This is a genomic window from Trinickia soli, assembly GCF_002879855.1.
In the GTDB taxonomy this organism is placed as follows: Bacteria; Pseudomonadota; Gammaproteobacteria; order Burkholderiales; family Burkholderiaceae; genus Trinickia; species Trinickia soli.
Map to the genome: position 1 here is coordinate 19026 of NZ_PNYB01000016.1, position 24920 is coordinate 43945.

General features: G+C 62.5%; 19 protein-coding genes and 1 pseudogene. 7 read left to right on the plus strand and 13 right to left on the minus strand.

From position 1 onward, the window contains the following. The first annotated feature begins 36 nt into the window (after positions 1-36). From C0Z19_RS18345 to C0Z19_RS18360, 4 genes are all read left to right on the plus strand, one after another. The gene (locus C0Z19_RS18345; RefSeq protein ID WP_483409866.1) at positions 37-1368 is read left to right on the plus strand and encodes an SEL1-like repeat protein; all 1332 of its coding nucleotides are present in this window, start codon (positions 37-39) and stop codon (positions 1366-1368) included. A 274-nt stretch (positions 1369-1642) separates the two neighbouring features. Continuing rightward, on the plus strand, positions 1643-2647 hold the full coding sequence (locus C0Z19_RS18350) for an SEL1-like repeat protein (protein WP_175084040.1): 1005 nt from the start codon (positions 1643-1645) through the stop codon (positions 2645-2647). An 82-nt stretch (positions 2648-2729) separates the two neighbouring features. Beyond that, the gene (locus C0Z19_RS18355) at positions 2730-3965 is read left to right on the plus strand and encodes an SEL1-like repeat protein (protein WP_483409865.1); all 1236 of its coding nucleotides are present in this window, start codon (positions 2730-2732) and stop codon (positions 3963-3965) included. A 32-nt stretch (positions 3966-3997) separates the two neighbouring features. Continuing rightward, positions 3998-4201, plus strand: a complete 204-nt coding sequence (locus tag C0Z19_RS18360; protein ID WP_102611265.1) for a hypothetical protein — start codon at positions 3998-4000, stop codon at positions 4199-4201. A 170-nt stretch (positions 4202-4371) separates the two neighbouring features. Here C0Z19_RS18360 and C0Z19_RS18365 read toward each other — a convergent pair whose 3' ends face one another. From C0Z19_RS18365 to C0Z19_RS18385, 5 genes and pseudogenes are all read right to left on the minus strand, one after another. Next, entirely contained in the window at positions 4372-6720 is a 2349-nt protein-coding gene (locus C0Z19_RS18365) for a WD40/YVTN/BNR-like repeat-containing protein (protein WP_102611266.1), read from the minus strand. Positions 6721-6823: 103 nt separating this feature from the next. Then, positions 6824-7090: pseudogene (locus C0Z19_RS18370) on the minus strand (IS3 family transposase); the annotation flags it as partial. A gap of 151 nt (positions 7091-7241) precedes the next feature. Next, on the minus strand, positions 7242-7703 hold the full coding sequence (locus C0Z19_RS18375; RefSeq protein WP_102611267.1) for a very short patch repair endonuclease: 462 nt from the start codon (positions 7701-7703) through the stop codon (positions 7242-7244). An 86-nt stretch (positions 7704-7789) separates the two neighbouring features. Further along, positions 7790-9319 (minus strand): DNA cytosine methyltransferase, encoded by a 1530-nt coding sequence (locus C0Z19_RS18380; protein ID WP_102611268.1) that lies wholly within the window; start codon positions 9317-9319, stop codon positions 7790-7792. 180 nt (positions 9320-9499) lie between these two features. Further along, entirely contained in the window at positions 9500-10264 is a 765-nt protein-coding gene (locus C0Z19_RS18385) for an SDR family oxidoreductase (RefSeq protein WP_233196190.1), read from the minus strand. A 112-nt stretch (positions 10265-10376) separates the two neighbouring features. On the opposite strand from C0Z19_RS18385, the gene C0Z19_RS18390 reads away from it, so the two are divergent. Beyond that, positions 10377-11303 (plus strand): LysR family transcriptional regulator, encoded by a 927-nt coding sequence (locus tag C0Z19_RS18390; protein ID WP_102611270.1) that lies wholly within the window; start codon positions 10377-10379, stop codon positions 11301-11303. Positions 11304-11334: 31 nt separating this feature from the next. On the opposite strand, the gene C0Z19_RS28290 is transcribed toward C0Z19_RS18390, so the two are convergent. Beyond that, positions 11335-11484, minus strand: coding sequence for a hypothetical protein (locus tag C0Z19_RS28290; protein WP_158243016.1), 150 nt, complete (start codon positions 11482-11484; stop codon positions 11335-11337). A 147-nt stretch (positions 11485-11631) separates the two neighbouring features. Here C0Z19_RS28290 and C0Z19_RS18395 point away from each other — a divergent pair, with 147 nt between their 5' ends. Then, entirely contained in the window at positions 11632-13986 is a 2355-nt protein-coding gene (locus C0Z19_RS18395) for a two-partner secretion domain-containing protein (protein ID WP_102611271.1), read from the plus strand. A gap of 566 nt (positions 13987-14552) precedes the next feature. Next, entirely contained in the window at positions 14553-15806 is a 1254-nt protein-coding gene (locus tag C0Z19_RS18405; protein ID WP_158243017.1) for an MFS transporter, read from the plus strand. Positions 15807-15926: 120 nt separating this feature from the next. On the opposite strand, the gene C0Z19_RS18410 is transcribed toward C0Z19_RS18405, so the two are convergent. The 7 genes from C0Z19_RS18410 to xylF form a co-directional block, all read right to left on the minus strand. Further along, positions 15927-17099, minus strand: a complete 1173-nt coding sequence (locus C0Z19_RS18410; protein WP_102611274.1) for a fumarylacetoacetate hydrolase family protein — start codon at positions 17097-17099, stop codon at positions 15927-15929. Between the two features lie 23 nt (positions 17100-17122). Next, complete coding sequence (locus tag C0Z19_RS18415) at positions 17123-18907, minus strand: IlvD/Edd family dehydratase (protein ID WP_102611275.1); 1785 nt, start codon at positions 18905-18907, stop codon at positions 17123-17125. 33 nt (positions 18908-18940) lie between these two features. Beyond that, positions 18941-19825: an SMP-30/gluconolactonase/LRE family protein gene (locus tag C0Z19_RS18420; RefSeq protein ID WP_102611276.1), complete on the minus strand. Its 885-nt coding sequence runs from the start codon at positions 19823-19825 to the stop codon at positions 18941-18943. Beyond that, complete coding sequence (xylB, locus tag C0Z19_RS18425; RefSeq protein WP_102611277.1) at positions 19822-20595, minus strand: D-xylose 1-dehydrogenase; 774 nt, start codon at positions 20593-20595, stop codon at positions 19822-19824. The genes C0Z19_RS18420 and xylB overlap by 4 nt, the downstream gene beginning before the upstream one ends. A gap of 86 nt (positions 20596-20681) precedes the next feature. Then, entirely contained in the window at positions 20682-21872 is a 1191-nt protein-coding gene (locus tag C0Z19_RS18430; protein WP_102611278.1) for a sugar ABC transporter permease, read from the minus strand. Continuing rightward, the gene (gene xylG, locus C0Z19_RS18435) at positions 21869-23449 is read right to left on the minus strand and encodes a D-xylose ABC transporter ATP-binding protein (RefSeq protein WP_102611279.1); all 1581 of its coding nucleotides are present in this window, start codon (positions 23447-23449) and stop codon (positions 21869-21871) included. Before xylG ends, C0Z19_RS18430 begins: the two co-directional genes overlap by 4 nt. Before the next feature lie 100 nt (positions 23450-23549). Next, entirely contained in the window at positions 23550-24578 is a 1029-nt protein-coding gene (xylF, locus tag C0Z19_RS18440) for a D-xylose ABC transporter substrate-binding protein (RefSeq protein ID WP_102611280.1), read from the minus strand. Positions 24579-24920: the final 342 nt, after the last annotated feature.

The window sequence follows — 24920 nt, forward strand, 5'->3', positions numbered from 1 at the left end:
CGATGGCCCTCAGCGAAGTTGGCATTGCTTCCGGCTGTGCGGTGGGCCACTCGAAATCTGATCGCGATACTTCCGGTCGCAGCGCTTGTTTGCGCCTGCTCGAAGTCAGAACCATTGCCATCTGGTCGCCCGAATGAAAACGAGGTGCGGCAGAACCTGGCGTTCTCTTGCACCCACGAGTCGTCGCACCTGCCGGCATTGAACGCGGACGCTGACAAGCTGTTCATGTATGCGCGCTATCTTCAGAAGCAATCCGATCCAGCGGATTTCGACGACATCATGCGCTACTACCGAATAGCAGCGGCGTATGGACACTACAAAGCGAATATCAACGCCCAATTGCTGATCGGGCAGGGCCTTGTCGTGTCGCCGGAAGGACAAAAAGAAGCTGTGGACCTCGCCATGCAGGCGGTGCGTGAAGGCATTCCAGGCGGCTATTACGATGTTGGTCACTACCTCGAGATAGGATATGGCGTCGAGCAGGATGTGCCAGCCGCAATGCGTTACATTCGGAAGGCGGCGGATCTAGGTAATCCTGAAGCGCAGGCGTACGTGGCGGCGCAGCTCAACCCCGTCAACATGGCTCCCCAGATCGCACGACAAATGTGGCAGTGCGCTGCCGAACAGGGCTATGGCGATGCGGCGAGTACGCTCGGCGTCGTTTTAAAGGTTGATGGCAACTATGCTGGTGCAGTATCGGCTCTCCAGCTTGGAGTGCAAGCAGGCGACGTTCAAGCCGCATACATTCTGGAGCAAGGTTTTGATGGCCCCGCGCCCTCGGACCGAGTAAGGTACCTTGCGCTATCAAAAGACGTTGAACGGTCCCGCCGCTACGGAATGATTCGCGAGTTCATTAGTAGGAACGATGGCCGCAGTCCCAATCTTCCCGACATCGACAAGATTGTTCCGCTGCCGCCGGGACCGTTGCCAGCATGGGACGGCACATTCGAATGGGAGAAAGAACGAGCCGCAGCGAAGCCGCCCGAGAAACCTTCCGATGACCTCGTTAATCGAATGGCAAAGGAAAAGAACCTCGATCCGGCAACGGGCTTGCCGCTGAGCGACACGCCTGCAAAGACATCGGAGACCAAGCAGCAGCCGTCCACAGTCGCAAACCAAGCAGACCGTCTGCCGCTTGGAACAGTGGCGCTCACCGGAGATAAATGTCCCGAAGACGGCGTTTGGTGCGCGAACCTCGGTGAGCGACAAGCGGCAAACGCGCAGCGACGGTTTGCCAAAGGCGATACTCTGCCGCCGCTTTCGATTCAAGCACCGAGACAGTTTGCGATCCTTGATCGCTGGATGGGGACGCGCGAGCAGACGGAAAACGTCGTGTGGCAACTGGTGTCGTATTCCGACAATGTCTGAGCGAAGCCAAGTCCTGGGCTTGATCGCCGGAGGGGGCGATCCATTTTCCCCATGGCCCTCACCCAGGCTAGCATTGCTTGGGTCTGCGCTGTGGGCTGCTCGAAATCTGATCGCGATATTTCCGATCGCGGCGCTTGTTTGCGCCTGTTCGAAGTCGGGACTGTCACCATCTGATCACCCCGATGCAGGCTTGCTGCAGCCGAATCGGCAGTTCTCTTGCACTCACGAGTTGTCTCACCTGCCGGCGTTGAACACGGACGCTGACAAGCTATTCATGTACGCGCGCTATCTACAGAAGCATTCCGATCCGGTGGACTTCTATGACATCATGCGCTACTACCGCATTGCGGCGGCATACGCGCACTACAAGGCCAACGGCAACGCGCAGTTACTGATCGTGCAAGGTCTCGTGGCGGCGCCGGATGGGCCAAAAGAGGCGGTCGATTTGGCCATGCAGTTGATGCGCGAGGGTTACCCAGGTGGATATTACGACGTGGGGCACTACCTCGAGGTTGGTTACGGAGTACAGCAGGATACTGCGGCCGCGATGCGGTACTTCCGGAAAGCTGCTGACCTTGGCAGTCCAGAGGCACAAACATATGTTGCCGACAAACTTGAGCCGGCGGATATGGCGCCTGGAGTTTCGCGTCAGATGCTCCGGTGTGCGTCCGAGCAGGGGAACGGCGATGCCGCAACCCGGCTAGGCATTAATCTGAAATTGGATAAACAATATCTCAAGGCCCTGACGCAGTTTCAAACGGGCGTAGCGGCTGGTGACGCGCAGTCTGCTTTCAACCTCGAGCGTGCATTCGCGGATGGCTCGAATATTGGAGAGGACGACAGGCTAGGAATGGCGCGCGACCCGGAGCGTGCGCGACGTTACCGTGCGATTCGCGCCTTTGTGCGGCGAAATGACGGCCGCAACCCCAAGCTTCCCGACATCGACAAGATCGTCCCGCTGCCACCTGCGCCGTTGCCGGCCTGGGACGGCACGTTCCAATGGGAGAAGGAGCAAGCGGCAGCGAAGCCGCCCGAGAAACCATCCGACGACCTCGTTAATCGAATGGCAAAGGACAAGAACCTCGATCCGTCGACGGGCTTGCCTTTAAGCGATGCCCCTGCAAATACTTCGGAAATTAAGCAGCAGCCGGCGACGGTAGAAAACCGAGCGGACCATCTGCCGCTTGGCACAGTCGCGATCCTCGATCGCTGGAGGGACGGTCGAGAGCAGACGAAAAATGTCGCGTGGCAACCGGCGTGGTATTCCGACAATGCCTGAGCGAATCCGAGGCCTGAGCGTGATCAACCGGGGCGTCAACGGATTGACCCGTACCCTGCGGCTCACACGCGCTCTGTTCACGATGCTCTCGATCATGACGCTTGTTTGCGCATGCTCGAAGTCGGGACCGCCGCCATCTGATCGCGCGAATGCAAACCTGCTGCAACTGAGTCCAGCGTTCTCTTGCACTCACGAGTTGTCTCACCTGCCGGCGTTGAACGCGGACGCTGACAAGCTGTTCGTGTACGCGCGCTATCTGCAGAAGCACTCCGATCCAGTGGATTTCGACGACATCATGCGCTACTACCGGATCGCAGCAGCCTACGGACACTACAAGGCCAATCACAATGCGCAGTTACTTATCACGCACGGCCTGGTAGTTGTACCCGCGGGACCGAAAGAAGCGGTGGATCTGGCCATGCAGCTAGTGCACGATGGCATACCCGGGGGCTATTACGACTTGGCTCACTATCTCGAGACCGGGTATGGCGTACAGCAAGACGTCGGGGCGGCAATGCGATACTTCCGCAAGGCTGCGGATCTTGGTAATCCGGAAGCGCAAGCGTATGTCGCCGAGAAGCTGGCCCCTGTCGACATGGCCCCTGAGATAGCGCGGCAGATGTGGAGATGCGCGGCTGAACAAGGGCTTGGCGATGCCGCTAATAACTTGGGGATTAGTACGAAACTGGGTGAACACTACGACAAGGCTGTCGAAGCGTTCCAGCTAGGCGTCAAAGCGGGCGACGCTCAATCTGCGTACCGCCTTGAAGTCGCGTTTCGCGAGCCTTATAACCCGAGCGACGCGGATCAGTTTGGCTTGCACCCCGACGCAGAACGATCGCGGCGCTACGCGGCCATTCGAAAGTTCATAAGCCGCAACGACGGACGCCACCCCAGGGTTCCTGACATCGACAAGATCGTCCCGCTGCCACCTGCGCCGTTGCCGGCCTGGGACGGGACGTTCCAATGGGAGAAGGAGCAAGCGGCAGCGAAGCCGCCCACGAAACCATCCGACGACCTCGTTAATCGAATGGCAAAGGACAAGAATCTCGATCCGTCGACGGGCTTGCCTTTAAGCGATGCCCCTGCAAATATTTCGGAAATTGAGCAGCAGCCGATCGCCGTAGCAAACCAAGCCGACCGTCTGCCGATTGGCACAGTGGCACTCACAGGAGACAAATGCCCCGAGGACGGCATCTGGTGCGCGAACCTTGGCAACCGACAAGCAGCAAACACGCAACGACGCTTTTCCAAAGGCGACACGCTACCGCCTGTTGCCATTCAAGTCCCGAGACAGATTGCGATTCTCGATCGCTGAATGGGCGCGCGGGAGCAGCCCGAAAGCGTTGTATGGCAGCACATCGAACCGGCCTGATTTCGCGGGTCGGGGACACGAATCTGACCTGGCAAGCTCCTGGCCGCATCGTCGTCGCAGGCGATGGAAAAGATCGAAAAACGGGCGCTGCGGTCACCTGCGTGCTCGTTCAGTTGACAGACGGCAAGACGCATCCTTGCGAAAAGACGAGCGAATCCGACGAAGAACGCATCCAATAGCAGCGTATCGACAAGCCTCGGCGATACTGCCTGGCTACCTGCAAGGTGACGAGGTCGAGCGAGCACGCCCGATGGCTCAGGCCTTCGACGCGCGATAGCGCGAAGCCTAAGCCACACGGGCATTCGCCGCGGCCCTCGACACGTATCAGCGGCGATGGCGCGATGAGGGATCAGGTCGGCGAAGTACCGTAGAGAATGCCTCGACCGCTGTTGGGTGCCACGTAGACGGTCCCGAACGTCCTGGGATCACCGACCACCAGCGAGTAACCGCCCCATTGATGCTGAGCGTCGTTGATCTGCACCCAGGTCGTGCCCTGATCGATGGAGCGGAACAGGCCGATCTCGCCATTGATCGTGCCGGCCAGATAGAAAGTCTGACCGTTCGCGCCGACCGCCGCCTTGCCGAAACCGATCGAGATTGCCGACGTGATGATGCCCGGCTGGAAAGCGTTCCAGGTCCAGCCCGAGTTGCTGCTGCTGTAGAGGCCGGACGGCGTCGCAAGCCAGATCTGCCCCTGGACGCCGGTCACCGTCGAAGCTCGGCCGCCAGAGGGCAGGCCGCTGGCAGCCATTTGCCACGTCACGCCTTGATCGCCGCTGCCGTAGAAGACGCCGTGGGCGGCATCCCATGCATAGAGCAGGTTGGCGTTGAGCCCGTCCGAAAGCACCTGGACACCGACTGGCAGCGGCGTTTGCGTCCACGCCCCCAAGCACGGGAGCCAGCTCGCGCCATGGTTGGTGGAGTAAACCGGCGCCACATCGGACGGCGCCCACACGATCGTGCGGCCGTCCGCGGACAAGGCCACTCCACCGGAACCCTTGGACGAGCCGGCCTGGTTGGCGAAGGCCGTCCACGTCGCGCCGCCGTCCTGCGAGACGGCGCCGAATGCGCCAGTGCTGCCAACGCCGGTCCCGACCATGACCATCGTCGCAGGGACGTTCCTGGCGAAATCGACACCCGAGCCGTTTCCGCTGGTGATATTGGCGGCTGACTGCGTCGGCGCCACGGTCAAATCGGTGTGGACGAACCCGCCCACGTCGCCGAGGCCGCTGATGAGCGGGGCACCCGCCGTCGGCGAGGCCAGCGCGAGCACGGCGGTTTCTTCGATGCCGTTGGCGCCGATGCTCCAGTGGGTCGCCAGACCGCGATCGGCATCGGTCAGGTTGGACGTGGTCCAGATGCCGCCGCCGGTCGTATAGAACGCGTGGTCGACGTTCGACGGATCGATCATGGCCTGGGCCCAATTACCGAACGAGGGCTGCGTTTGACCTTCTGCCATCCAGGGCGCCAGGCTCGCGTCCCGCACGGCGTTCGCACCGACATCCGTCCACGTCGCGCCGCCGTTGACGGTGCGATACATGGTGTCTTGCGGCCACCAATGGTCCATCGTCATGACGATCGCGACACCGGGGTTCCACGGATCGAGCGCCAGGCCGCTGAAACCCGACGGGTAGTTGTCCAGATTGGGTGGCGAGATGTTCGTCCAGGTGCCGGTATCGATAGCGTACTTCCACACTTGGCCGGCCGTCATGCCGTTGGGGCCTTTGACATTGCCGTACGTGACGTACAGTTGACGGTCGGGCCCGATCAGGCCGCGCTGCGGCATCATAGGGCTTGTCGGGCCGCCCGCAACCGGGCTCCACGTCACGCCGCCGTCGGCGCTGCGATAAAGGGTCGACGCCGCCGTGCTGGTGGAAACGCCGGCAAAGATGATCTGGCTCGGTGAACCATTGCCCCCGGATTTCGGATCGAACGCGATAAACGCCACGCCGGCCCCCGTGCTGTCGCTGGAGAGCGCATTGAAGCCGCCCACCATCGCCCACGTCTGGCCGCTGTTGGTGCTAGTCCACAGGCCGTTGGTGCTGGGCTGGGAGCTGTCGTTGGAGCTCCCGTAGAACAACGTCGACCCATGGTTCGGATCCACCTGCAACCGTTCGCCGACCTGACGTCCGTCCTCGTTGCCGCCAACCCGAAAGCTCAACGGATACGACGTGAAGCTCGCGCCCTGGTCCGACGACACGAGTACGGCTCCATTCTGGGCCCACCAGCGGGTATAGAGGCCGACGACCATGTACACCATGTTCGGATTGCTCGGATCGACGGCAATGCTCTCGATCCCCATCCAGTTAGATTTCGATGGTGGTGTCCAGTCGTTCAGCGGAATCCATGTGCTGCTCGCCGCGTTGTAGCGATAGGCGCCGCCGATATCGGTGCGCGCATAGAAGAGCCCTTGTTCCCACGGATGCGCGACGATGCCCGTGACATAGCCACCGGCGACGATCCGCACGTTGCCCCAGGCATAGGCAGGCTCGACAGTCGCGCCGCCGACATTGGCGGCCATGGCCACGGCCTTGACGGATGTCGACGTCGGACCGCTGCCGTCCGTTCCCCCGCAGGCGGAGAGCAGCGTTGCCGCGCCGAGGCTCAAGAGAAAGTGTCGTCGAGCGTTGCTTTCGATACTGCTGTCCGCGGATTGATGCGCAGCCGGCACGTGTGCCGGCGTATTGGGTTGACCCATGAATGCACTTCACTCCAATTGTCGTTGTTGATGAACGCAAGCCTGCGCCAAAAGAACAGCACTGTGAGGTTCCCTCGGTTTTTCGCCTTCCAGAGGCCCTGGGTTATGCGGCCGTACCCCTCGTGCGCTGAGCCACAAGCCAGTCTCGCATGAACTGAGTTGGCGACGTGAAGCCAAGCGATGAATGACGACGACTGCGGTTGTCCCCCAAGGGGACTTCCTTCGGAGCGTAAAACACTTCAATGTATTCGAACAAGTCCGCCACGGCTTCGCGATGCGTGCGATACCGCGTGCCGTGTACCCGCTCGTTCATCAGGCTGTTGAAGAAGCTTTCCGTCGGCGCGTCGCAGCAACTGCCTTTGCGGCTCATCAACTCGTTATTGGAATGGCAAAGGACAAGAATCTCGATTCATCGACGGGCTTGCCTTTAAGCGAAGCACCTGCAGAAACATCGAAAATCGAGCAGTAGCCGTACACGGCCACGACCCACGTGGACGACTGCCCTCGATCTTGCCGCACCCTCACCGCTCGCGAGACCGCTCTCTAACCAGCTCGGCAATATGGCACGCGACCGCCTCGACATCCGCTTTAACGTCGTGCTCCCACACGCGAAGTGGTATCCATCCTCGCGCGATGAGCTGTGCGTTCACCGCCTCGTCACGCGCCCGATTTCGTTGGCGCTTTTCGTTCCAGAACTCCGCGCGTGTCTTCGGAGCTTGGTAGTGAACGGGGCAGGCGTGCCAGAAGCAACCGTCCACGAATACCGCCACTTTCGACGACATGTAGACAAAGTCCGGACGGCCTGGAATGTTCGCCTTTAACCGATGCCGCAATCCAAGCGCATGACAAGCCGAGCGAAGCAGAATTTCAGGCTTCGTGTCCTTTCCACGGTTATGCGACATGCAGAATGCGCGCTGCGCCGGCGTTAACACATCCGTCGAGGCAGAGGCTTCCGACTCATTCGATGTCGCTTTCTTCGTCATCCTCGTCGATCTGAATTTCCATGACGCTTTCGCTGAAGCCGAAGACGCCGCGATTGAAAGAAAGGGGGTGCCTCAAAAAAGCCAGATCAAACGACTTTAGCCTTTTTAGCGCTGGCTTTCGCGGCGTGTGGTTTCGTCAGCTGATTGAACATGGAGTCGGCGAGCGCCTTCGCCAGAAGGGCCGGGACCGCATTGCCGATCTGCCTGAAGGCGGGGTTCATCGAGCCCGACAGAATAAAACCATCCGGGAACGATTGAAGTCGGGCCGCTTCGCGCACGGAGATAGTACGAGCCTGTTTGCTATCGAAATGAATATGCGAGTAGCCGTCCTTGCCGAGGTGGGCCATCAGCGTTCGCGCCGGCGCGTCGGCTTCCATCTTTCGCCACTTGTTCGGAAATTTGCCCGGGTCGTAAGGCGGGACGGTAGCGTCCCAAAGGCCCTTGTACGTGACGGTTTTGGCGCTGAACGTCTTGCCTTTCTCCGCTTCCAACGCCGCTAGCCGTTCGCGAAAGAGTTCGATGGCATGCTGGTGCGCCTCCGGGTATTGGTCGCCAGGATTCATTCGGGCAAAGATGGCGTAATCGCGCGGCAGAAACCGGATAAGGTGATCTTTGATGCCCGTGTCGTTTTCGAAGCCGGGCCACGTGCGCATCAGCTTCGCAAACTTCGAAAGCGGAGCATCCGAATAAGGAATCAACGCATCGAAGCGACGTGCTCCCTTCTTCAATCGGCCTTCGAGATGATCGGTGATGACCGGCAGGTCGCCGATCGCATCGCGAGCCGTTACCGCCGGCTCACATGTGGCCTTGTCCGCCTTCGGAGGATCGACGAAGAAGCCGTCCTCATCAGACAAGTTGCGCTTCACCGTCTGTAGGGCAACGTTCCGCGTGCCGTCATAGCCCTTTGGAAGATCGATCCAGTGCGTCGGCGAAGGAAACTGCACCTCGGCCGCAATTTCCGAAGCGATGGCAATCAGAAACATGCGCTCGCGCATTTGAGGCGCGCCGAAGAAAACCGAGTTGAGCAGTGTATACCGGCAGGTGTACCCCATTTCCGTCAACAGCTCGCAGGTTTCCTCTGCGATGTTGTGGCCGCCATAGTTCAGCACGTCTGGAACGTTCTCCATCAGCAGCGCAATCGGTTTGACTACATCCACGTAATGGAGGTAGCGAAGATAGAGATTGCCGCGCGGGTCCTGAAGAAACGCCTCGGGATGATCGGCCACTTCGCGAAGCTTGGCCCGCCCCACTCGCGCAAAGGCCTGACACGGTGGGCCACCAACGAGGACGTCGACGTGTTTATCCGGCGAACCCGCGTAGCCAAGGCGGCTCAGCAGCTCGTCCGGTTCGATCTTCGTGATGTCCTTCGCTGCGGCGTGCAGTTCGAACTTGTCGACGGGCAGGTCGCGGAAGAAATTCAATGCGTGCGACCGTGCAGCGTCTTCATCGAACTCCACGGCGGCAATGGAACGAAATCCGGCAGCATCGAACCCCAACGAAATCCCACCGCAACCGGCAAAGAGGTCCAGGGTGCGCGGCGCCTCTCCCGCGAGTATCCGGGCGTGCTTTTCTCGGATGAGCGCTGCCGGTAGCCTGGTGAAGCTGCGATTGCTCATTGATTTTCCAGCGGTTTTTCCATGATTCGCGCCTGCTCTGAAGCTGGCTGGTCACATTGTGCCGAGGCACCAGGCAAATGGCCAGGTTTTTAAGGTCGCGGTCCTCGCCGGGGCGCTTGGCGCCCACAGCATACCGGCGCGATCAGAAATCGCACTCCGCACTCCGCCTTCCTGCGGCCTTCAAACCAACCTGCCACCCCCATCGACATGCAACACCTCGCCGGTGATGAACCCACCGGTCAACAGCACCCGCACCGCTTGAGCGATATCGTCCGGCCGCCCGATGCGTCCCGTCGGCAACGCCGCAGCGGCCGATGCCAATGCCTGCTCTTTCCCCTCGCCAAAGAACGCATCCAACAGCGGCGTATCGACGAGCCCCGGCGATACCGCATTGACACGGATCGGCGCGAGTTCGAGCGCCAGCGCCCGCACGACGGCTTCGACCGCGGCCACCGCGCCCGCGAGCATCGCTCCGGTTCGGATCGGGCGGTCGGCCAGCAACCCCGACGTCAGCACGATCGATCCCGTGGCGCTAAAGTTTCCGAGCGCGGCCCGCACCATCGACAGCGGTCCGACGAGCCGCTCGGTCAGCATCTGCCGAAGGTCGTCGGGCGTGCTGTCTCGCAGCGTCTTGAGCGAAGCGGTGCCGGCCGTAATGACCAGGTGATCGACACGCGGCAGCGCTTCGAACAAGGCGGGAAACGAAGCCGGTTCGCGCAAGTCGCCGATTCGTTGCCGCGCACCGCCAATCGCCCCCGATGCATGGCGCAGGCGCGCCTCGTCACGCCCGACGAGCGTCACCTCGGCGCCCGCGTGCGCGACATCCCGGGCGACAGCGAGCCCGATGCCTGACGTACCGCCCACCACCACCACATGTTTGCCGACAAGCGCAGCAAGCGTGCCGCTTTCGCCGTTATCCGACCGATCGCCCATGTGTGTATTCATCGCCTTCTCCGATTGATAAAAATGAGAACGGTCATCATGTCGGGGAAAACGAGTAGTAAGAAGAGCGCCGCCGCCGATTCCCATCATCGAATAATTTGATAGATTGGCGCGCATGGACCTTCTTCTCGCCATGCGCGTATTTGTCCGCGTCGTCGAATGCGGTGGACTGTCGGCCGCGGGCCGGGATCTCGGGCTCGGGCAGCCCGCCGTCAGCGAGCGCCTGCGCCAACTCGAACACCATCTGGGCGCGCGGCTGCTCGATCGCAACACGCGCTCCGTCAAGGTCACCGACGTAGGCGCGGTGTACTACGCGCGCGCCAAACAAACGCTCGAAGCCGCAGACGACGCGGCGGCGAGCGTCGCCACCTTCAATCGGCAGCTGCGCGGCACGCTGCGGGTGGCCGCTCCGCACGGGCTGGGCGAGTCGTTGTTGCCGCCGTTGCTCGCAAGCTTGCAACAACAGCACCGCGAGTTGTCGATCGATCTCGTCCTGAACGATCGCTTCGTTGATCCTGTGATCGAGGGCGTCGACGTCTCCATTCGCGTCGGCTCGCTCGGTGATGGCCGATTCGTGGCGCGGCCACTGGGCAGCGTGCGTCGCCTATTGCTCGCGTCGCCGGGTTATCTCATGACAGCGGGCGTCCCGGCGTCGCCCGCGGCGCTCGCCATGCATCCGTTCGTTCATATCGATAGTCTCGCGCGCGATGGCAAGCTGCGCCTCACCGGGAAGGACGGCTCCACGGTCACGGCCGCGGTGCGCTCGGGCTGGCGTTGCAATCACTGGCGGCCGCTGCTCGCCGCACTGTTGGCCGGCAATGGCATCGGCGTGCTGCAATGGCCTGTCTGTCGGGAACACGTCGCGGCCGGAGAGCTGGTCCCGCTGCTGCCCGATCATCCGCTGCCCGACGCGCCCGTGCATGCAATTTATCCGGCATCGAGGCGCACACCTGCGAAGACGGCGACGGCCGTGGCATGGCTGCAGGCACAACTGCCCAAGCTGTTGGAAGTCGCTGAGCCAGACCATCTACCCGACGCATAAGCACCTGCAGAGATCGGCCCGCTTCGCGCTTTCAGGGCGTCGCCAACGTGGCGGCGGCGGCCAATCCCATCGCGTGTTTCGCATCCACCGTATCGTCGACGCGCGTGCCGTAACCCGTCTGGCGCAAAACCACGAAGCCTCGTCCATATTTGCCGGCATATCGGCACCGCATTGAATTCATCGGCGCTCTTTAAATGATTTACGCTAAGGCGCGCGGAAAATCGGAGAAAAAGTCGCGCCGGTTCAAACAGGCAGGCAACGATCGGCCGGCAACGTCGCATTAAACAGCCTCACCGAACACTCGAAACACATTGCATGCGGAGGCTTCATGAAAAGCAGCAGCAGTACGTATTTTTCGGGGCAACCCAGATTAATCGCGGCGCTGGTGCGGGGCGCGCTTGCCGCGCTATGCGGCGTCGTCTCGATCGCTCATGCAAAGGTGCTGCCGGGCGGTGGAAGTTTCGTCGCCGGAAACGGCACGATCAGTCAGAACGGCAAATCGCTGACGATCAATCAAAGCACATCGCGCGGCATCATTGAATGGAATAGCTTCTCCATCGGTAAGGGCAACTTCGTAAAATTCGACAACGGTAACGGCGCGACGCTGAACCGAGTGACAGGCAGCGATCTTTCTTCGATTCTCGGCACGCTGTCCGCAACCGGCAGTGTCTACCTCATCAATCCGCAAGGCATCGTCATCGGGTCAAGCGGCGTCGTATCCACGGGGGGGCGCTTCGTCGCCTCGACACTCGATACCGACAACACGTCGTTTATGAATGGCGGGCAGATTGCGCTCATTGGCGTATCGGGTGCGAAGGTCGTCAATCTTGGCAAGATCGGCTCGACCCACGGCGACGTGTTCCTGATCGCCGATGCTCAAGTCGAAAACCGCGGCAGCATCCGCGCGCCGAACGGGACGGCCGAGTTGGTCTCGGCCGAAGCCGTGTTGCTGCAGGATTCATCGACAGGCAAGCAGGTGTTCGTCGCGCTCGGCGATAAAGGCTCGGTGATCAATCGCGGCGTGATAGATGCGGCGCAAATCAGTCTGCAGGCGGCGGACGGCAACGTCTTCGCATTCTCGGGCAATCATCGGGCATTGCGTGCGACGGGCACAGCCACGCGCGAAGGCCACATCTGGCTCGTCGCCGACACGGGGCATGTTCAGGTCGGCGGCCATATAAACGCCAGAAATGCGGACGGTAACGGGGGTGTGGTCGATACCGCGGCCGGCAATCTCTCATTCGTCTGTTGCGGCACAACCGTGTTGACCGGCATCTGGAACATCGCCATGCCGAACATGACGATCGACTCGCATGCGGCTGCGGTATTCGCCCGCAGCTTGAGCAAGGGCACGGGCGTGAGCGTCCAAGCGACGGGTGCGCAGGGCGCAACGGGCGACATCGATGTGGCTTCCACGGTCGATTGGAAAGGCGCGGCGCCGTTCTCGTTGAATGCCCTGCATTCTGTCAGCATCGGCAAAGGCGCAACGATCAAAAACGAAGGCAGCGGCAATCTGACGATGCGCGCCGATTCTACGGGCATCGACAACGGCGGCAGCGTGATCAATAACGGCTTGATCGACTGGTCGAAGAGCACCGGCATCGTCTCGATGTACTACGACCAGAAAGGCACCTACGCCGCCGGCCGGCAACTCGGCAATGCGACATGGAGCGCGCCGCGCTACAGCGGGTTGGCGACGCAGCTCACGGCCTATCAGCTGGTCAATACGATGGATGATCTGAACGCCGTCGGCGCGTCGGGCAACTACGCGTTGGGCGCCGATATTGCGCTGCCGTCGTGGGCCTACGTGCAGATCAACGGCCCGTTCACGGGGCAATTCGACGGCATGGGGCACACGATCTCCAATGCCGTCGATATCGGCGACAACCTGTTCGGGACCATCGCGCCCAGCGGCGTCGTGCGCAATCTGAAGATCACAGACGCGATCGAGATGACATTGTCCAAGGGTGTGCCGGCCGGCGTCCTGGCGGGCGACAACCAGGGCACCATCGTCAACGTCGTCGTATTGGGTTCGGCGCAAGGCAATCTGTTTGCCTACGACGCCGGTGGTGCGCCGCCCGTCGGCGGCTTGGTCGGTACGAACGAAGGCACCATCGTGCGTTCAGGCGCGAACGTGAATGTCTCGAACGCAGGCCTCGCAGGTGGCCTCGTCGGGCAGAACTCGGGCGTCATCATCGATTCGTACGCGACTGGCGGCGTCGGCGCACTGACGAATCCTTTCAGCGGCACGACGAATCATCGGGTCCGCGCAGGTGGCCTCGTCGGCGCCAATTCGGGCACGATCTCACAGTCTTATGCAACGGGCGCCGTTTCCGGCACGGCGATAGAGGGAGGCGGCCTTGTTGCAGAGAACAGCGGAACGATCACGCGATCGTTCGCGAGCGGCACCGTCAGCGGCGTGACCGATGGCTCGGCCACGCCCGTGCTGGGCGGTATCGCTGCCGTGAACACGGGAACGATCGGCGCCGACGTCTATTGGAACAAGGAAACGAGCGGCCAGACATCGGGCGGGCCCGGCGTGGCGCCGGCCAATGGGCTGACGAGCGCGCAAATGACGAATCCCGCCAGTTTCACGGGATGGGATTTCGGACCGGTCGGCGTATGGGCGATGCCGCCGAACGCGACGAACCCCGTTCTTCAATGGCAACTGAGCAGGGAGTGAAGAAGCGATGGAAAAGCAATGACGTGCCGACTGCGTGCGCCTCGCACAAGCGCACGCAGCCTTGAGCGTATCAGTGCCCGATCTGCCAGCTGAGCACCGGGTGCGTCGCGCCCGCAGGCATCGCCCAGACGCCGTTGGGCCCGAAGTCGTATCCGGCGAATGACGAAGGGTCGCTCATCTGAGCGGTGCTTGGGCGTCCGCGTACATCGACGCAATTTCGCGTATCACCTTCCCCGTCAAATTCAATGTGCCGGGTACGCACGGATTCAGATCGCTGTGCCGGTCGTAGAACGGCACCGTCGTTAGGTTGATCGAATGAGATCTATCGCAGCCTTCGAGCCAATCCGTTGGCTCCGACTTCCGTCAGTCTGAAAATTTTTGTGCGAAGCAAAGATCGAGCGTGGTCCTGCTAGCTTCGTGCGGGACTCTGCCGACTTGTGGTTCTGCCACGCCAAATCGCTCGGCATTTCTGTTCGAACGGTGGAGTGTCACCTGGACGCCCTTCGAAACAAGGCGGCGGACGGGAATTTGAATGGAATCCTTGGATCTGTCAAATGGAGCGTCAAATGCGCCGGCGATCGAGCCCATTAATCAAGGTCGCGTTTACTGCGCCGCTTTTCCGATTTCTCGACCTGCCCGGCGTGGTACGCGCGCAGCTAGGCGCGACCATACTCAACAGCGCCAGCGTGATAGTCAAATTGTTCATGCCGCTGCTGTTTCGAGGCAGCTACGCGCTGGATTTCCAGACGATAGGTATGCTGATGGCCGGTTACGGGGCGGGTTGTGTCACCGGGGCATACGCCGGCGGCGTGCTGACTGGGCGATCGGATTCGCGCAAAGTCACCGCGGCATGTCTAGGCGTTAGTGGCGCGTTGGCGGCGTGTCTGGCGCAATTGCCGACCGTTGCTTGGCTTGCCGTTCTCGTGCCAGCGATTGGGGTAGCGGATGGGGCGTTTCGGCCGGCGAACCTGCGTCTCGTAATGGAGGCCGCCGGGTCACGCGACGCTACCTGGCTGCAAGGCTTGCATCGTATCTGCTTCAACCTCGGCGTCGCGCTCGCCGGTGTCGCGGCGGCTGCCTTGTCCGGCGCGGGCTATCCAGCGCTATTCGCTGCAGCAGGTATCGCGAATATGGTGGGCGGTTGCCTTTTGGCCTGCCATGCGCGCAATGCAAGCGGCACGACCCTGGTGCAACCGACGGGCGCCGCGGCCTCGCTGGCTTTTTGCTGTGGCAAGACGCTCTCGCCCTGGGGCGATCGCCCATTCTTGCTGTTTGTACTCGGGCAGCTTCTTGCCCTTGGCGTGTTCGATCAGATGTACGGCACATTCGGCCTCTTTCTAGCCGAAGACTATGGGCTCGATACCCGTTGGGTGGGCTACCTGTTCTCTTTGAATGCGTTACTCATCGTGTTAGTGCAGGCGCCCGCAATGACGCTCATCGGCAAGATCGGCGTTCGTGCCGCGAGCCGATGGGGCACACTATTGCTCGCGATGGCGTTTCCACTACTGAATTTCGGCAACGGACCGGCGTACGCAGTCGCTACGATGATGTGTATCACTGCGGCGGAAGTTCTCTTAACCCCGGCATGGACGCTCGCTGTTATGGACTGCAGTGCCAATCGTGACCGCGGTCGCTATCTTGGCATTTACACGGCGGCTTGGCTCGGCCATTCACTGTATGGTCCGGCTGCCGGGACGTGGATCTACGGTTCGTTAGGAGGCCGCACGCTTTGGTGGGCATGCGCAGCGGCCGGTCTCGCTGTGTGGGTCATGCACCGTCGCGCGCTCGGTGCCCTCTCGCATCCCGCTCCCGTAGCCTGAGCACCCGGCGCCACAGATGACATCAGTGCAGACCCCAATGCAGACTCTTGTGGAACGGCAATCGAGGAGCCCTGGCACTCGCTCAGGTCGAGTGTGGCCGTGCTTCGCCGAGTGATTCCCTCAGCCAATCTCCCGCCTCGCCAGGTTCCGATACAACTCGCGCACCCCGAAGCGCCACGGCTCGATTTCCGTCGAGAGCCGCACCGTATTGACGAGTGCGCCGAGTGACGGCGTCGAGATCGTCACCACGTCGCCGAGATGATGCGTGAAGCCGCCGCCTGCCGCGTCGCGGTCTTTGATCGGCGAGAACATCGTGCCGAGAAACAACATGAAGCCATCGGGGTATTGATGATGAGCACCGCATGTTTGCGCGACGAGATCGAGCGGGTCCCGGCTGATCTCGCGCATATGACTCACGCCTTCGAGCACGAAATCGTCCTCGCCGACGATATGCAGCTTCACGCTGGCCTCGCGAATCGTATCGAGCGTGAAGCTGTCGTCGAACAGCCGCACGAACGGGCCGATCGCGCACGAGCCGTTATTGTCTTTCGCCTTGCCAAGCAGCAGCGCCGAGCGGCCTTCGATGTCGCGCAGATTCACGTCGTTGCCGAGCGTCGCGCCAACGACGCGCCCCTGCGCATTGACGGCCAGCACGATCTCGGGCTCGGGGTTGTTCCAGGCCGAAGTCGGATACAACCCGACATCGGCGCCGAACCCCACGGCCGACATCGGCTGCGACTTCGTGAAAACTTCGGCGTCTTCGCCGATCCCGACCTCCATGTATTGCGACCATGCGCCACGACGCTTGAGCTCGTCCTTCAAACGCATCGCGGCCGCCGAGCCCGGTTTGATCTTCGCGAGGTCGGTGCCGATCAGCGCATGCAGCGATGCGCGAATCTCGGCGGCCCGCGCCGGGTCGCCGCCGGCCTGCTCCTCGATGACGCGCTCGAGCAGGCTCACCGCGAACGTCACGCCGCAGGCTTTGATCGCCTGCACATCGCAAGGGGCGAGCAGGTGCGAAGACGTTTGCGTCGGAGCGGCGGTGACCGTTGCATCGAGCAACGCCTGCACAGGGCCAAGCGCTTCGCCCGGAACCGAGCGAGCGAAAGCGGCGACATCGTCGCGATCGAACAGATCGCTCGTGGTCGGCGCGTGCGCCGTAATGTCGAACGCCTGTCCATTGCGTACGACGACGACGGCAGGTCCGTCGATCGGCGCACCGCGCCAGACGCGGCCGACTAGCAGACTGCGGTCGAGGTCCGCGGGCAGGCACGAAGCAGAATCGATATGCATGGTGGTGAAATGTGAAAGTTCGTTCAATGCGAATGGCGCGGATTCCCGCGCGTCTCGATGACTTTGAGGTATAGCGTGGCCGGTTCGAGGCAGCCCCCCGTCGAAAGCTGCCCGACGAACTGTCGATAGAGCTCCTGCCACGGCGTTTGCGAGGCCGGCACACTGGGCACAGCCTGCGCGCTGCGCTGGGCCAACTCGGCTTCATCGACGAGCAATTCGACCCGCCGCGCATTGAGATCGACCCGTACCCGATCGCCCGTGCGCATCAGCGACAAGCCGCCGCCTGCCGCCGATTCGGGCGACATGTTGAGGATCGACGGGCTCGCCGACGTTCCGCTTTGACGGCCGTCGCCTATGCAGGGTAGCGAAGTGATGCCGCGCTTCACGAGCGCGGCCGGCGGCGCCATGTTGACGACTTCGGCGCTGCCGGGATAGCCGAGCGTGCCGCAACCGCGCATCACGAGGATGCAGCGCTCGTCGATTTGCAGCGCGGGATCGTCGATGCGGGCGTGGTAATCCTCAGGGCCGTCGAAGACGACGGCGCGCGCCTCGAACGTATTCGGTGCGCCCGGTTCGCTCAGATAAGCGCTGCGAAACGCCTCGCCGACGACCGACATTTTCATGATCGCGCTGTCGAAGAAGTTACCCGACAGCACGATGAAGCCGGCCCCGTGCTTCAATGGTTCGGAGTACGAATGAATCACGTCGCCGTCGGCGTCGGGCGCACTTTCGGCGATGTCGGCAATCGTGCGGCCCGATACCGTCAGGCAGTCTCCGTGCAACAGGCCCGCCCCGCCGAGCTGCCGCAAGATGGCCGGCACGCCGCCGGCGCGGTGGAAGCTTTCGCCCAGATATTCGCCGGCCGGCATGCAATTGGCCAGCAGCGGCACATCGGCGCCGAGCCGCTGCCAATCGTCGAGCGACAATTCCACGCCCATATGGCGTGCGATCGCGATCAGGTGCGGCGGGCAATTCGTCGAAGCACCCAGCGCCGACGCAACCACGATCGCATTCTCGAATGCCTCGCGCGTCAGGATATGCGAGGGCCGCACATCTTCGCGCACGAGCTCGACGATGCGTTTGCCCGTCGCATAAGCCATTTGCCCGCGCTCCCGGTACGCCGCCGGAATCGAGGCACAGCCAGGCAGCGACATGCCGAGCGCTTCGGCGAGGCTATTCATCGACAACGCGGTGCCCATCGTATTGCAATGACCGATCGAAGGCGAAGCCGCCGCCGTCAGTTGCATGAAGCCCTCGTAGTCGATGTCGCCGGCGGCGAGCAGATTGCGCGCGTGCCAGATCACGGTGCCCGAGCCGACGCGCTTGCCCTCGAACCAGCCGTCGAGCATCGGGCCGCCCGAGAGCACGATCGCCGGCATGTCGACCGTGGCCGCAGCCATCAGGCAGGCGGGCGTCGTCTTGTCGCAGCCTGTCGTCAACACCACGCCGTCGAGCGGATAGCCGTGCAGGATTTCGACGAGCCCGAGATAAGCGAGGTTGCGATCGAGCGCCGCCGTCGGCCGGCGGCTTTGCTCGGCGAGCGGATGAACGGGGAACTCCATCGGAATGCCGCCCGCGTCGCGAATCCCCGCCTTGGTGCGGGCTGCCAATTCGATGTGATGGCGATTGCAGGGGGCGAGATCGCTACCGGTCTGCGCGATGCCGATGATGGGGCGGCCCGATTGCAACTCTTCGCGCGTCAAGCCGTAGTTCATGAAGCGTTCGACATAGAGCGCCGTCATATCGGCGTGCGAAGGGTCGTCGAACCAGTTTTGGCTGCGCAGCCGGCGAGGGGGCGTCGATGACATAAATGTTTCGTTCTCCTGAGAAATCCTTTGCGATCAGCGCTCGCGCACGAGGCCGCGCGTCATGACGTTCTGCGGCAGACCGGGCACCGGGGAGCGGAATGCGAACAGGCCACCCCCCAACGTTTCCCGCTCGCGCCTGGCGGGGCTCAGGCCTTTGAGTGCGGTCGTGACGTATGCGGTGCGTAGGTCATCGCCGCCGAACACGAGCTTCGTGATATTCGAGCAGGGAAACGCGACCGTATCGATCTGTGTGCCTTCGCTCGAATAGCGTTCGATGCATCCGCCGCCGAAAAGTGCGACCCACAGGCAACCTTCCGCATCGACGGCCATGCCGTCGGGGTGTGCCGTCCCTTGCACTTTGATGAAGGTTCGCTTGTTCGACAGTGCGCCGTGCTCGTCGAGATCGAATGCGTAGATCGTCTGGGCCAGCGTGTCGGTGTGATAAAGCGTACGCCGATCGGGGCTCGTCGTGGGGCCATTGGTGATGACGTAACCGTCGTCGCGCCGCTCGATCTCGCCGCGCTCGCTCACGCGATAGAGCGCGCCCGTCGGCGCTTTTTCTTCGTCATCCATCGAGCCGAACCACAAATAGCCCTGCGGATCCACGAAACCGTCGTTCAAACGGTTGACGGCCACGTCGCGCTCGACGTCCTTCAGCTTGTCGAACGCGCCCGTGCGCGGGTCGAACCGATAGAGGCCTTTGCGCAACCCGCAGACGAATGCGCCATCGTCAGCGGGGACGATGAAGCCCGGTTCGCTCGGTGCGGGCCAGGTCATCGTCTCTCGCGTCTCGGTGGCGTAGCGATGCACCTGCTTGCGTTTGATATCGACGAAATAGACGGCTTTCTCGCCGGTGCTCCACACGGGCCCCTCGCCGAGTTCGGCGCCCAGGGGCCAGATGCATTCGGGTGAAATCATGAGGATGCTCCATACCAGCCCGCATCGACGAAGTATTCGCGTCCAGAGCATCGCGAGCCGTCGTCCGATGCGAGAAACAAGGCCATGCGTGCGACATGCTCGGGCTCGACCCGCTCTGGCAAGCATTGATCGGCGACGAGCTTCGCCTCGCTTTCGGGCGATTGCCACAGCTTCATCTGTCTCGGTGTGCGGACGGCGCCCGGGATGATCGCGTTGACGCGGATGCCGGATGCGCCGAGCTCACGGGCGAGTGCGCGCGTCAGCCCTTCGATGCCGGCTTTCGCTGTCATGTAGATCGACAGGCTTGGCAGTGCAAGGTGCCATGAGATCGAGCCGAGGTTCAGAATCACTCCCTTCCCCGCACGCTTCATGCCGGCCGCGGCATGTTGCGCGCAGAAGAATTGATGCCGAAGATTCACGGCGATGCGTTCGTCCCAATAGGCGGGCGTAATTGTGCCGAAGGGGTGGCGGTCGTCGTTGGCGGCGTTGTTCACGAGCACGTCGATCGCGCCCGCCTCTGCATATATCGCGCCAAATACCCGCTCGATCGCGTCGGTATCGCGCAGGTCGCAGCGGTGAAACACGGGGCGGTGCGCGCAATCGCTCAGGCTTTCGGCCAGCGCATGGGAGTCGGCCTCGGCGATGTCGAGGAAAAACACGCGTGCGCCTTGCCGGGCGAACGCTTCGACGATGGCGGCGCCGATGCCGCTGCCGCCTCCGGTGACGACGACGGTCTGATCGGCGAGGCTCGGATAGATGGCGTACGACATGGGGAATTCCACTTTGAAGAAAATGCCGCTTTTGCGCGGCAGGATTGCAGTGCGCCCGGCGTCAACGACGAGCGCTTTCCGTTGCCTTACCGCCGGTTCGTGCGCGAGACGACGTCGATCCAGACCGCGAGAACGAGAATCGCACCTTTGGCGATCATTTGCCAATAGGCGTCGACATCGAGCATCGACATGCCGTTGTCCAGACTGGCCATGACGAGCGCGCCGATCAACGCGCCGTAGACGGTGCCCGAGCCGCCGCGCATCGAGGTGCCGCCGATGAAGCAGGCCGCGATGGCGTCGAGTTCGCCCATCGTGCCGGCCGACGGCGAGCCGGCCGCGAGGCGCGCCGTATTGACGATGCCGGCGAACGCGCACATGAGTCCCATCAGCGCGAAGATGGCGAGCTTGACTCGGTTCGTATCGATGCCCGACAGCCGCGTCGCTTCGAGGTTCGAGCCCACCGAATAAATGCGCCGGCCGAATACGGTCTGCGTGGCGAGCCAGCTGAACACGCCCAGCAGGACCAGCACGAGCAGCACTGGCACGGGGATGCCGCCGTAGCTGTTGAGCGTCGCGACGAACGCGGAGATGATCGCGCCCGCGACGACGATCTTCGCGCCATCCTGCCAAAGCGGCGGCACGGGCAGGTCGTAGCGGCGGCGGTTGCTCCGCTGGCGCGCTGTCACGAACGCGAGCACCGCGAACAGCAACAGCGCGAGCGCGTCGCCTGCGAGCCGAGGCAGGTAACCTTGGCCGATGAAAACGAAACGGTCGGACACGGGAGCGATCGTCGAGCCCCCGGTGATGCCAAGCAACACGCCGCGATAGGCGAGCATGCCGCCCAGGCCGACGATGAACGACGGCACGCGCCGGTAGGTCGAGAGCCAGCCGTTGAATACGCCGGCCAGCACGCCGAGGGCGAGCACGACGGGGATCGTCGCCTCGATCGGCCAACCGCGATTGGCGTCGAGGATGGCCGCAACGCCGCCGAGCAGGCCCAACAGCGAACCGACCGACAAGTCGATTTCGCCGGCGATGATGACGAACACCATCCCGCAGGCAAGCATGCCGCTGATCGCCATCTGTCGCAGCAGATTCGACAGATTGCGCGGCGTCGCGAATGCGCCGTGCGTGAGCACGGTGAAGAACAACCAGATCAACGCGACGGCGAACAGCAGCGCGAGAATCTTGTAGCGCGCGAACCATTGGCGAATGCGGTCCGAGCCGGCGGCTGCGGCACCGCTGCGCGCCCGGGGGGAGGAAATGTCCGGAGTCATAGGGAAAATGCGGAAGCCGTTTCGGTGGAGTGGGAAGCCGCGGCGCGATGCGCCGGTTCGATGGCGGCCGTGAGAATGGCCTCTTGCGTGAGACCGTCGTTGACGAAGTCGCCGCGCAGCTCGCCCTCGCCCATGACGAGAACGCGATCGCTCAAGCCGAGCACTTCGGGCAGCTCCGAAGACACCACCACGATCGCCATGCCCCGCTTGGCCAGCGCAAAGATGAGCTTGTAGATTTCGTACTTCGCGCCGACGTCGACGCCGCGCGTCGGTTCGTCGAGGATCAGCACCTTCGGCTCGGTCAGCAGCACGCGCGTGAGCACGGCTTTCTGCTGATTGCCCCCCGAAAGATTGGCGATCGGCAGCAGCGGATGCGCCGCGCGCACGGAAAGCTGCTTCATCGATTTGTGGATCGTATCGAGCTCGGCAGCCGCATCGATCGAGCCGCGTTTGACGAAGCGCTGCAACACCGCCAGCGTGATGTTGTGACCGACGCCTAGGTCGGGCACGATCCCGTGTGCTTTGCGGTCTTCGGGCGCCATGCCGATGCCGGCCCGGATGGCGTCGCCAGGTGCGCGCACTGCGATCGGCTTGCCTTCGACGATGACCGTCGCCCGGCATGCCCCGGCATAAGCACCGAAGATCGCCTGCATGAGCTCGGTGCGGCCCGAGCCGACGAGCCCTGCCACGCCGAGTATTTCGCCGCGTCGGACGCTGAACGAGACATCGTCGACCCGTTTGCGGTGTGGGTTCGTCGTGTCGAAGCAGGTGACGTTGCGTGCTTCGAGTACGACCTCGCCGATCTCATGCGGCTCGCGCGGAAAGAGGTTCGTGATCTCGCGCCCGACCATCAACGCGACGATGCGCGGCGCGGGCATCTCGGCAAGCGGCGCCGTTGCCACATGGCGTCCGTCGCGAATCACGGTGACGGTATCGCAGACGGCTTCGACTTCATCGAGCTTGTGCGAGATATAGATGCACGCTACGCCGCGCCGCTTCAGATCGCGCACGATGTCGAGCAGAATGCGCGTCTCGGCGGCCGTCAGCGATGAAGACGGCTCGTCGAGAATCAACAATCGCGCCTGCTTGTTCAGCGCTTTCGCGATCTCGATCAATTGCTGATGACCGCCGCCGAAGTTCATCACCGGTTGCGCGACGTTGATCCCCTCGATGCCGAGGCCTTTGAGCAGTTCGTCGGCGCGTTGGTGCATCGCCGCGTAGTTCATCCGGCCGCCGGGCAACGTGATCTCGCTGCCGAGAAAGATGTTCTCGGCCACCGAGAGCTCGGGCACGAGCATGAGCTCCTGGTGGATGATGACGATGCCCGCGCGCTCGGTATCGCGCACGTTCGAGGCCTTCAATGGCGCGCCGTCCCAGACGATCTCGCCGTCCCATGTTCCGTGCGGATAGACGCCCGAGACGATCTTCATCAGCGTCGACTTGCCGGCGCCGTTTTCTCCGCACAGGCCAAGGCATTCGCCCGGTGAAACGGACAGGTCGATGCCGTCGAGCGCCTTCACGCCCGAGAACGTCTTGACGATGTTCCTCAGCGACAGCAGCGGTTGTGCTTGCGCCATGCGTCTCGTTCCTCGTTGCTTCGTTCGACTTGAACCACGCTGCGACGCCGCGGCGGCCGCTGCAAAGGGCCGCCGCGGCGCTCGCGTCATCGGGTGGACGTTATTGGCTCGAGAGCTGCGCTTGCGTGTAGAAGCCGTCCTTGACGACGACGTCGACATTTTTCTTCGTCAGCACGATCGGCTGCAGCAGAACCGTGTCGACCTTCTTTTTGCCGTTGTCGTATTGGGCGTTGAAAGCCGGCTTCTTCCCCTTGGCGAGATCGACGGACAACTGGGCGGCTTCGGTCGCGATCAATTTGATCGGCTTGTAGACCGTCATCGTCTGCGTGCCGGCCATGACGCGTTTGACGGCGGCCAGATCGGCATCCTGGCCCGAGATGGGCACCTTGCCTGCGAGCTTTTGCGCGGCCAGCGCCTGGATCGCGCCGCCGGCCGTGCCATCGTTCGATGCGACGATCGCATCGATCTTGTTGTTGTTGGCCGTCAGCGCATCCTCGACGATGCGCATGGCGGTTGCCGCGCTCCATTCGGGCACCCACTGCTGGCCGACGACCTTGATGTCGCCGCGGTCGATCGCGGGCTTGAGCACCTTCATCTGGCCCTCGCGCAGCATCTTCGCGTTGTTGTCGGTCGGCGCGCCGCCGAGCAGGAAGTAATTGCCCTTCGGCTGCGCGTCATAGACGCCCTTGGCTTGCAGTTCGCCGACTTTCTCGTTGTCGAACGAGATATAGGCGTCGACATCGGCGTCGAGAATCAGGCGATCGTACGAGACGACCTTGATGCCGGCCTTCTTCGCTTCGGCGACGACATTGCCGAGCGTCTTCGAATTGAACGGGACGATGACGATCACATCGACGCCGCGCGAGATCAGGTTTTCGATCTGCGAGATTTGCCGCTCTTCGCTGGCATCGGCCGATTGCACGGAGACGGTTGCGCCCAGTTTCTGAGCAGCGGCGACGAAGTAATCGCGATCGCGCGACCAGCGCTCGACGCGCAGATCATCGATGCAAAAGCCGATGACGGGATGATCCTTGCTCGCGTGAGCGAGCGGCGCGGCAAGCGTGATGCTCGCGAGCACCGCGCCCGCGACGAGCGAGCCTAATACCGAACGACGTTTTGCGAATGCCATGTCTCCACTCCTCTTTTATCTATTGGGCGTCGCCTTGGATGCCGATCGGACGGCCTTGCGCGCGGCGACTCGCGCGACCGCAACGCGCACCGAATGCGGCGGCCGGCCGGCGCGCCGCGGTTCGAAGGCGGCCGGTTGTCGGAGTGCGGCCATGGTGCCAGCGGGCCGGCGCCGGCCACAATTGCGAAATTGCGCAGCGACGCTAACGTTTCTTGCCGATGAGGCGTTCGACGCCCGCACGAGCGTCGTTCGCGCCTAAAATCGCGGAAAGCAACGAAATACGTGCAAAATCGACCCCCAAGCAGGCGAGCAGGCCGGCACTGAGGCTGGCGGGCGACCGAC